General features: G+C 61.0%; 7 protein-coding genes and 1 pseudogene. 6 read left to right on the forward strand and 2 right to left on the reverse strand.

The window, feature by feature from the left end; all coding sequences use genetic code 11:
- Together BFP90_RS28840 and BFP90_RS29220 are read left to right on the forward strand one after the other, a co-directional pair.
- Positions 1-715: pseudogene (locus BFP90_RS28840) on the forward strand (hypothetical protein); the annotation flags it as partial.
- A gap of 88 nt (positions 716-803) precedes the next feature.
- Positions 804-1,754 (forward strand): hypothetical protein, encoded by a 951-nt coding sequence (locus BFP90_RS29220; protein WP_256097477.1) that lies wholly within the window; start codon positions 804-806, stop codon positions 1,752-1,754.
- 67 nt (positions 1,755-1,821) lie between these two features.
- On the opposite strand, the gene BFP90_RS15040 is transcribed toward BFP90_RS29220, so the two are convergent.
- Together BFP90_RS15040 and BFP90_RS15045 are read right to left on the reverse strand one after the other, a co-directional pair.
- Entirely contained in the window at positions 1,822-5,100 is a 3,279-nt protein-coding gene (locus tag BFP90_RS15040; protein WP_065897218.1) for a PAS domain S-box protein, read from the reverse strand.
- A 65-nt stretch (positions 5,101-5,165) separates the two neighbouring features.
- Positions 5,166-6,056, reverse strand: coding sequence for a LysR family transcriptional regulator (locus BFP90_RS15045; protein WP_065897219.1), 891 nt, complete (start codon positions 6,054-6,056; stop codon positions 5,166-5,168).
- 139 nt (positions 6,057-6,195) lie between these two features.
- On the opposite strand from BFP90_RS15045, the gene leuC reads away from it, so the two are divergent.
- The 4 genes from leuC to BFP90_RS27465 form a co-directional block, all read left to right on the forward strand.
- On the forward strand, positions 6,196-7,614 hold the full coding sequence (gene leuC, locus BFP90_RS15050; RefSeq protein ID WP_065894102.1) for a 3-isopropylmalate dehydratase large subunit: 1,419 nt from the start codon (positions 6,196-6,198) through the stop codon (positions 7,612-7,614).
- A gap of 10 nt (positions 7,615-7,624) precedes the next feature.
- Positions 7,625-8,266 (forward strand): 3-isopropylmalate dehydratase small subunit, encoded by a 642-nt coding sequence (gene leuD, locus BFP90_RS15055; RefSeq protein ID WP_065894103.1) that lies wholly within the window; start codon positions 7,625-7,627, stop codon positions 8,264-8,266.
- Between the two features lie 130 nt (positions 8,267-8,396).
- Entirely contained in the window at positions 8,397-9,161 is a 765-nt protein-coding gene (locus tag BFP90_RS15060; RefSeq protein ID WP_065894104.1) for a class I SAM-dependent methyltransferase, read from the forward strand.
- A gap of 53 nt (positions 9,162-9,214) precedes the next feature.
- Positions 9,215-9,393: isocitrate/isopropylmalate family dehydrogenase (locus BFP90_RS27465; RefSeq protein ID WP_256097478.1), on the forward strand; the 179-nt coding region annotated here is incomplete at its 3' end.

The following is a 9,393-nucleotide window of genomic DNA, read 5'->3' on the forward strand; positions in this document are numbered from 1 at the left end:
GGATACCAGCAAGGAGTTGGTCAAGCCGGACGCAGGCAAGCAGCCGGTGCTGCCGGATACCAGCAAGGAGCGGGTCAAGCCGGATGCGGGCAAGCAGCCGGTGCTGCCGGATACCAGCAAGGAGTTGGTCAAGCCGGATGCAGGCAAGCTGCCAGTGAAACCGGATACCAGCAAAGAGGTGGTCAAGCCGGACGCGGGCAAGCAGCCGGTGTTGCCGGATACCCGCAAAGAGCTTGTGAAACCGGACGCAGGCGGGCTGCGAGTGCTGCCACAACCCAATGATCCGTTGGTCAACATGCCTGGTGGGAATAAGCCGCACCCCTTGCCGCTCCCTCCAACGGTACCCAGGCCCGAGATAAGCGTAAACAACGACCCCAAGACAAACGTCAACGTGAATGTGGTTGTCGGCGGTCATTGCCACTGCCCTGATGGAAGTGTCTTGCCGGATCACGTCCCGACGCCCAGGGTTTCTCCGGATACCTGGCCCCAGCCACCCGTGTTGCCGTATGCCAGGCCGCAGCCAACCGTACTTGCGCGCAACCTCCCAAGGCCTGATGTGCCAACGAATACCAAACCGCAACCCCCTGTATTGCCGGACGCCAAGCCAACGCCCTTGCCCGACGCGCCCACTCCGGACCTGACCAGTCCGGGTCCTGTTGACGACCGAACGGCTGACAGGCATGGCCGCTTTAATCGGCTAAGTTCCAGGTTTTAAACACCGTCATCGCGTTTTGGTCTTTTTATAAGTGCAGGCATTTTTTCGAGCATGTATTTCGAAGAGATGCCTGTATAGGGAGAACTCTATGTCACGCTTTCCAATTAATAACATTGCGCGGGTCATTGATGTAAGGCCGTCATTATCGATCGATGCACTCAGCGCAAGTAATGAACCGACTGTTAAAACAGGTGGTCATCAAGCGTCGGTCAGGGCGACGCCGGATATAAGGTATGGTGATGGATTGCAGCGTTCGGCGGCTATCGGGAATGACGCGCAGGCGATCAATGCAGTCGTGGCCTTATTCACTTCGTTCTTTACTCAGTTGTTTGCGCTTATAGCAGATAAAAAACAAAATAATGTGCCTGATGCTGTTCCTTCACCTGTTGTTCCGCAGGTAGTCCCCCAACCGGTGTTGCCGAAACCGGATGCCGCAGCTGACATTCCGGGTTTGTCCAACAAGCGCGGTGGCGCGAAGCCCGACAATATCTGGAGTGGCTTTCGTCAGGGCCCGGATGGCAACTGCGTGACGGTATCGGCGATCAAGGCTGCGATGCACCGATTCGGACAAAGCCCCACGGATATTTTCCAGGAAGTGGCCAAGACCCGTGACGGATACCACGTCGTCATGCGCGATGGCTTCCGGCTCACGTTGAATGACCGCGAATTGGCCGAGGGCTCCCGAGGCGCCCGGTTCAACGGGCCCGACAAAGGCATGCTCAAGGATGCGCAGTTTCTGTTTGCCGTCAGCGCCAAGCGTGCGCAGATTGAAAACAACGATGGCATGGCCGATCGCAGTTATCAGCATGCGATTCGTAGTCTGAATAACGGGGAGGATGAAAGCGGTCCGGGAGAAGGCTTTCTGCGCCTTGGGTTGAAAAGGCACATGAAGAGAGTGCCGGTGGGTGAGCTTGCCCGAGGTCAGCTGGGCATGTGCAACCGTACCGGGCATTCGGTGGCGGTCATCAACGGCCGCGAAGAGTTATGGGGAAAACAGGGGCGAACCCCCACGCATGGTCAGGCCGTTGCACTGATTTGACCGTGGTGCACCTGGGCAGGGATAACCCAGGGTGCATTTTGTTTCAACGCTGGGTTTCAGCACATGGCTATTCCAGCAGCCGCCTGAACCCCTCTATCGGCAATGGCCGGCTATGCAAGTACCCCTGATACAAATGACAGCCGAGCTTCTGCAGGAACGCCAGTTGTTCCACGGTTTCCACGCCTTCGGCAATCACTTCCAGATTCAAGCTGCGGGCCATGGCCACAATGGCACGGATGATTTCAGCGTCATTGGGATCATGAGTCGCGTCGCGCACAAACGACTGGTCGATTTTCAGCGCATCCACCGGCAAACGCTTGAGATACGTCAGGGATGAGTAACCGGTGCCAAAATCGTCCATCGCAAAGCTGACCCCGAGTTTTTTCAGGCGCCGCATCTTCATCACCGTGTCGTCCAGGTTCTGGATCACGATGCCTTCAGTGATTTCCAGCTTCAGCAAACTGTAGGGCAGGTGGTGTTGCGTGAGGCTGCGCTCGACCCGCTCGACAAAGTCGTTCTGGCGAAACTGCCGCGGGCTGATATTCACGCACAGGCTGAAATTCAACGGGTCCACCAGGCCTTCGGCAATCAACTGCGCCAATGCGCTGCACGCTTCGTCGAGAATCCAGGTGCCCACCTCCAGGATCAGGCCGCTGTCCTCCAGCACCTTGATGAATTCCGCCGGCGACTGCGCACCCAGTTGCGGGTGCTGCCAGCGCACCAGGGCCTCGGCGCCGACGATCTTGTTGCCGCGCGCATCCACCTGGGGCTGGTAGTGCACGCTGAATTCACCGCGCGACAGGGCCAGGCGCAGGTCGGTTTCCATGCGCAGGCGCTCGCTGGCGGTTTTCTGCATGCTGGTGTGAAACATCTGGGTGGTGTTGCGCCCCGAATCCTTGGCGCGGTACAGGGCGATGTCGGCACGCTTGAGCAGGTCGGCGGGGGTGGTGCCATGGTCGGGGATCAGCGCCACGCCGATGCTTGGCGTCACCTGCAAGCGGTGCCCGTCGAGGAACATCGGTTCGGAGAGCAATTCGCGCAAGGTATCAGCCAGCGCCTGTACCTGCCGGCTGACTTGCGTGCGTGAGCCCTCCAGGCCGCTGAGCAGGACCACGAACTCGTCACCGCCCAGGCGCGCCACCGTATCTTCTGTGCGCACGCTGGCTTCCAGGCGTGCGGTGACGATTTTCAACACGGTATCGCCCACCGGATGACCGAGGGAGTCGTTGATGTGCTTGAAGTGGTCGAGGTCGAGGAACAGCAGGGCGCCGCGCAGGTTGTGGCGCTTGAGCAGGGCGATCTGCTGGCTCAGGCGGTCCATCAGCAGCGCACGGTTGGGCAGGTTGGTCAGCGGGTCGTGATAGGCCAGGTGGCGGATCTGCGCCTGGGCGTTCTTCAACAGGCTTACGTCACGTGCGGTCAATAGCAGGCACGGCGTTTCATTCAAGGTAATCGGCTCGACCGACACCTCCACCGCCAGCACCTCGCCACGCTTGTTGTGCCAAAGCATTTCAAGGTGATGGATGCGCCCCTTGATCTGCAGTTCGGCCAGCAGCGCGGTGCGCTGGTTTTCATCGGCCCAGATGCCAATCTGGTACAGGGTGAGGCCAATGGCTTCTTCGGCGCGGTAGCCGGTCAGGCGACAAAACCCATCATTGACCTCCACGTATCGACCCGTGTCGCGCTCGGTGATCGAAATGGCGTCGGGGCTGGAATGGAAGGCCTTGGCGAACTTCTCTTCGCTGGCCTTGAGCGCCGCCTCCGAGCGTTGCTGCTGGGTAATATCGCGCAGGGTCGTGACGATGCACGGCTGCTCATTGACCTTGACCAGGCGGCTGGAAATCACACAGGTCAGGCTCTGGCCGTTCCTGGCATGCACCACGATGGCGACGTTGCTCAATGATTGTTCGCGAATCACCCGCTGGATGCGTTGCAGGCGCTTGCTCGATTCATCCCACAGGCCGATCTGCTCGGCGCTCTTGTCGATCACTTCGGCGGCCGTCCAGCCAAACGTCTGGGTGAACGCCGGGTTGATCTCGATAAACTCGCCACTGTCCAGGCCGGTGACGCAAATAGGGTCGGGACTGGCCTGGAACAGGCTGGCGAATTTCTCTTCGGACGCGCTCAGGCGCTGCTCGCGTTCCACCTGATCGGTGATATCGAGCAGGGTGCCGGCCATGCGCAGAGGCTTGCCGGATTCATCGCGATACAGACGTGCGCGGCTTTCCAGATAGCGCACGCTGCCGTCCTCGGCCGGTACGCGGTAGGTCAACTGGTAGTTGCCGTCCGCGCCTTCGCGCAAGCTGCGGTAGGCATGGCGCATGCCCTCGCGGTCCTGATCGGACATGCCTTCAAAAAACGCATCGAAGGATTCGTGGAACGGTTCGCTCGGCAGGCCGTGGAGCTGGGCGGCACGGGCCGAGCCGTAGAGCATGCCGGTAGGGATGTGCCAGTCCCAGGTGCCCAGTTGTGCCGAGTCCAGCGCCAGGTCCAGGCGCTCCTGGCTGTCCTTGAGGGCTTGCTCGGCGTTTTTGCGCTCGGTGGTGTCGAGGAAGGTGCTGATCAGGTAGGCCTCACCGTCCAGTTCGACCTTTTGCGCACTGAGCGTGCCATCGTGGATCTGGCCGTTGCTGGCGCAGAACTGCACTTCCATGATGATGGATTCGCCTTTGCGCTGGGTCGCCTTGACCAGATGCGTGCGTTGCTCCGGGTGACGCCACAGGCCCAACTCCAGCGTGGTACGGCCAATGACTTGCGCCACCGGCCAGCCGAACAGCAGTTCGAAATGGTGGTTGGCCTCGCTGATCAGGCCGTCGGCCTGGCGCGTCAGCAGCACCATGTTCGGGCACAGGTGGAAGAGCGTGGCGAAGCGTTTTTCAGAGTGGCTGAGGGCGTGTTCCCGCTCGCGCTGGTGCGTGATCTCGCGGACCACCCCAATCATTCGGCGCCTGCCGTTTTTGTCCGGCACCAGGCTGCCGTTGATTTCCAGCCAGTGCAGGCTGCCATCGGGCCATTGGATGCGGTGATGCATGGCCTGTTCGACCGGTTCGCCGGCCAGCACCGCATGAAATGCCCTGACGACCCGGGCGCGGTCTTCCGGCGCCAGGAGGTCCAGGTAATTGAGGTCATTGGGCAGTGGCTGGCGCGGATCGTAGCCAAACAATGCCTGAGTGCCACGGGACCAGCTGATTTTCCCGGTGTCGATTTCCCAGCACCACGCGCCCAGTCGCGCGGCATTGAGCGCCGACAGCAATTGCGGGGCGCTGTCCCAGTGTTGTTCCGCCTCCTGTGGGTCCAGGGCGTGGATGCGGGGCAGCGGTGGCACGGAATCAACGGGGTTGGGCATTATTCAAAGGGCCTTGGCTCGATGGGAAGACAGCGCGGTTGCTTGAAGCCCTGGGCCGCACAAACTCACGCCGGTATCCCTGGCGGATCGACCTGTGCATCCAGCAGGCTCATGAAAGCCCGCGCAGCGTTCGACAGCGTCCTTTCGGTGTGCACGATATAGCCTAGCTGGCGACGCAGCTGTATGCCCGGCAAAGCGATACTTGCCACCTGATCATCCAGCATGGTGCGTGGCAACACGCTCCAGGCCAGGCCGATGGACACCATCATCTTGATGGTTTCCAGGTAGTTGGTGCTCATCGCGATATTCGGCGTCAGGCCCTGGGCCTCGAACAGGCGGCTGACGATATGGTGGGTAAACGTGTTGCCGCCGGGAAACACCGCAGGGTGCCCGGCAATATCGGCCAGGCTGACCGAGCCGTTGTTGATCAGGCTATGTTCGGGGGCCACCACGAAATCCAGCGGGTCATCCCACACCGGTGTCGCGCGCACCAGGTTGTGCGGCTCGGGCGCCAGGGTGATGACCGCCACTTCGGCGCGACCGTGGAGGATTTCTTCGTAGGCCACTTCCGAATCGAGGAATTGAATATCCAGCGCCACGCTGGGGTATTGCCGAGTGAAGGTGCGCAGGACCGGCGGCAGGCGATGCAGGCCGATATGGTGGCTGGTAGCCAGTGTGAGGCGCCCGCTGACTTCCCCGGTCAGGTTGGTCAAGGCGCGACGGGTGTCATCCAGCACATTCAGGATCTGATAGGCACGCGGCAGCAGGGCCCGCCCGGCTTCGGTCAGGCCCACTTCACGGCCCAGGCGATCGAACAGGCGTACCTTCAATTGTTGCTCCAGGCCGGCAATGCGTTTGCTGATGGCCGGTTGGGTCAGGTGCAGGCGTTCACCGGCGCCGGAGAAGCTGCCGGTTTCGGCGATGGCGATAAAGGCATTGAGGTTGGCAAGGTCCATGGTGCTATTCCGGTTGGTAATCCAAAGCATAAAAAATATGAATTTGAGTTATTTAATGTAGCGCCATACCATCAGCCTCACAAGCCAAAGGGTTATTGAAAGCCCGGCATATAGAAACACCGCTGATGAGGACCGACTGATGGCCGGCAAAACGCTTTACGACAAGCTTTGGGATTCCCATGAAGTGAAACGTCGCGATGATGGATCGTCGCTGATCTACATCGACCGTCACATCATCCATGAAGTGACCTCGCCCCAAGCGTTCGAAGGCCTGCGGCTGGCCGGGCGCAAGCCATGGCGCGTCGACTCCATCATCGCCACCCCGGACCACAACGTGCCAACCACCCCGGAGCGCAAAGGCGGGATTGACGCCATTGCCGATACGGTGTCGCGCTTGCAGGTGCAGACCCTCGATGATTACTGCGATGAATATGGCATCACCGAATTCAAGATGAATGACGTGCGTCAAGGCATCGTCCACGTGATCGGCCCGGAGCAGGGCGCGACCTTGCCGGGCATGACCGTGGTCTGCGGCGACTCGCACACCTCCACCCACGGTGCGTTCGGCGCCCTGGCCCATGGCATCGGCACCTCCGAGGTGGAGCATGTGTTCGCCACCCAGTGCCTGGTCGCCAAGAAGATGAAGAACATGCTGGTGCGCGTCGAAGGCACTTTGCCGTTCGGTGTGACCGCCAAGGACATTGTGCTCGCGGTAATCGGCAAGATCGGCACCGCCGGCGGTAACGGCCATGCCATCGAGTTCGCCGGCAGCGCCATTCGCGACCTGTCCATCGAAGGCCGCATGACCATCTGCAACATGTCCATCGAAGCCGGTGCCCGCGTGGGCATGGTGGCGGCGGACGAAAAGACCGTCGAATACGTCAAGGGCCGTCCATTCGCCCCGCAGGGCGCTGATTGGGACGCCGCCGTCGAAGCCTGGAAAGACCTGGTGTCCGACGCCGACGCGGTGTTCGACACCGTGGTCGAACTCGACGCTGCGCAGATCAAGCCGCAAGTCAGCTGGGGCACGTCGCCGGAAATGGTGTTGGCCGTTGATCAAAACGTGCCGGACCCGGCCCAGGAGGCCGATCTGGTCAAGCGCGGCTCCATCGAGCGCGCCCTCAAGTACATGGGCTTGAAGGCCAATCAGGCGATTACCGATATCCAGCTGGATCGCGTATTCATCGGCTCCTGCACCAACTCGCGTATCGAAGACCTGCGCGCCGCTGCCGTGATCGCCAAGGGCCGCAAGGTGGCGTCGACCATCAAACAAGCCATCGTGGTGCCCGGTTCGGGTCTGGTCAAAGCCCAGGCCGAGGCCGAGGGCCTGGACAAGATCTTCCTCGAAGCCGGTTTCGAATGGCGTGAGCCGGGCTGCTCGATGTGCCTGGCAATGAACCCGGACCGCCTGGAGTCCGGCGAGCATTGCGCGTCCACCTCCAACCGTAACTTCGAAGGTCGCCAGGGCGCCGGTGGGCGTACCCACCTGGTCAGCCCGGCCATGGCTGCCGCCGCCGCCGTCAACGGTCGTTTCATCGACGTTCGCGAATTGATTTGAGGAATACCCGATGCGTGCTTTTACACAACACACAGGTTTAGTCGCGCCGTTGGACCGTGCCAACGTGGACACCGATCAGATCATCCCCAAGCAGTTCCTGAAGTCGATCAAGCGCACCGGTTTCGGCCCCAACCTGTTTGACGAATGGCGCTACCTGGACGTGGGCTATGCTTACCAGGACAACTCCAAGCGTCCGCTGAACAAGGACTTCGTGCTCAACGCCGAGCGTTACCAGGGCGCCAGTGTGCTGCTGGCCCGGGAAAACTTCGGGTGCGGCTCCAGCCGTGAACATGCGCCGTGGGCCCTGGAGGAATATGGCTTTCGCAGCATTATCGCGCCGAGCTATGCGGACATCTTCTTCAACAACAGCTTCAAGAACGGCTTGTTGCCGATCATCCTGAGCGACGCCGAAGTGGATGAGCTGTTCGAGCAAGTGGAAGCCAATGTGGGCTACCAGTTGACGGTGGACCTGGCCGCACAGACCGTGACCCGTCCGGATGGCAAGGTGTACCACTTCGAAGTGGACGCCTTTCGCAAGCACTGCTTGATCAATGGCCTGGACGATATTGGTCTGACCTTGCAGGACGGCGATGCGATTGCGGCGTTTGAGAGCAAGCACCGGGCGAGCCAGCCGTGGTTGTTTCGCGATTGAGGTAGGCAGTACCGCCGCTATCGGGGGCAAGCCCCTTCCCACCTTTTGATCTGTGAATACATTCAAATGTGGGAGGGGGCTTGCCCCCGATGAGGCCAGTGTTAACCACACAAAACCCGAGGAAGCCCCCATGACCACCACCGCCCACACCCACGTCGTGCAAAAGCAATTCGGCGAACAGGCCGCCGCCTACCTGAGCAGCGCCGTTCACGCCCAGGGCACCGAATTCGCGCTGCTCCAGGCCGAACTGGCCGGGCAGGGCAGTGCGCGACTGCTGGACCTGGGGTGCGGCGCCGGCCATGTCAGTTTCCATGTCGCGCCGCTGGTTAAAGAAGTGGTGGCCTACGACTTGTCCCAACAGATGCTCGATGTGGTGGCCGCCGCTGCGCAAGATCGCGGTTTCACCAATATCAGCACCGTAAACGGCGCCGCCGAGCGCCTGCCGTTCGCCGATGGCGAGTTCGACTTCGTGTTCAGCCGTTATTCGGCCCACCACTGGAGCGACCTCGGCCTGGCCCTGCGCGAAGTGCGTCGGGTGCTCAAGCCGGGCGGCGTGGCGGCGTTCGTGGATGTGTTGTCACCCGGCAGCCCGTTGCTGGACACTTACCTGCAAACCGTCGAAGTGCTGCGCGATACCAGCCATGTGCGTGATTACGCCGCTGCCGAGTGGATGCAGCAACTCAGCGAGTCCGGTCTGCATGTGCGTAACAGCCTGCGTCAACGCCTGCGCCTGGAGTACACCTCGTGGGTCGAGCGTATGCGCACGCCAGAGGTGCTGCGTTCGGCCATCCTTGAGCTGCAACAGGCGATGGGCCAGGAAGTGCGCGATTACTACGACATTCAGGCCGACGGCACCTTCAGCACCGACGTGCTGGTGGTTTTCGCCCAACGCTGATTGATTTTTCCCGACCGGCCCCTGGGCAGGTCGCTCGATGAAATGAGGAACCCATGAGCAAGCAGATTCTGATTCTCCCTGGCGACGGTATTGGCCCGGAAATCATGGCCGAAGCAGTCAAAGTGCTGGAATTGGCCAACGCCAAATACAACCTGGGCTTCGCGCTGAGCCACGACGTGATCGGCGGCGCTGCCATCGACAAGCACGGCGTGCCCCTCGCCGACGAGACCCT

The organism is Pseudomonas sp. 24 E 13 (assembly GCF_900004715.1).
Lineage (GTDB): Bacteria > Pseudomonadota > Gammaproteobacteria > Pseudomonadales > Pseudomonadaceae > Aquipseudomonas > Aquipseudomonas orientalis_A.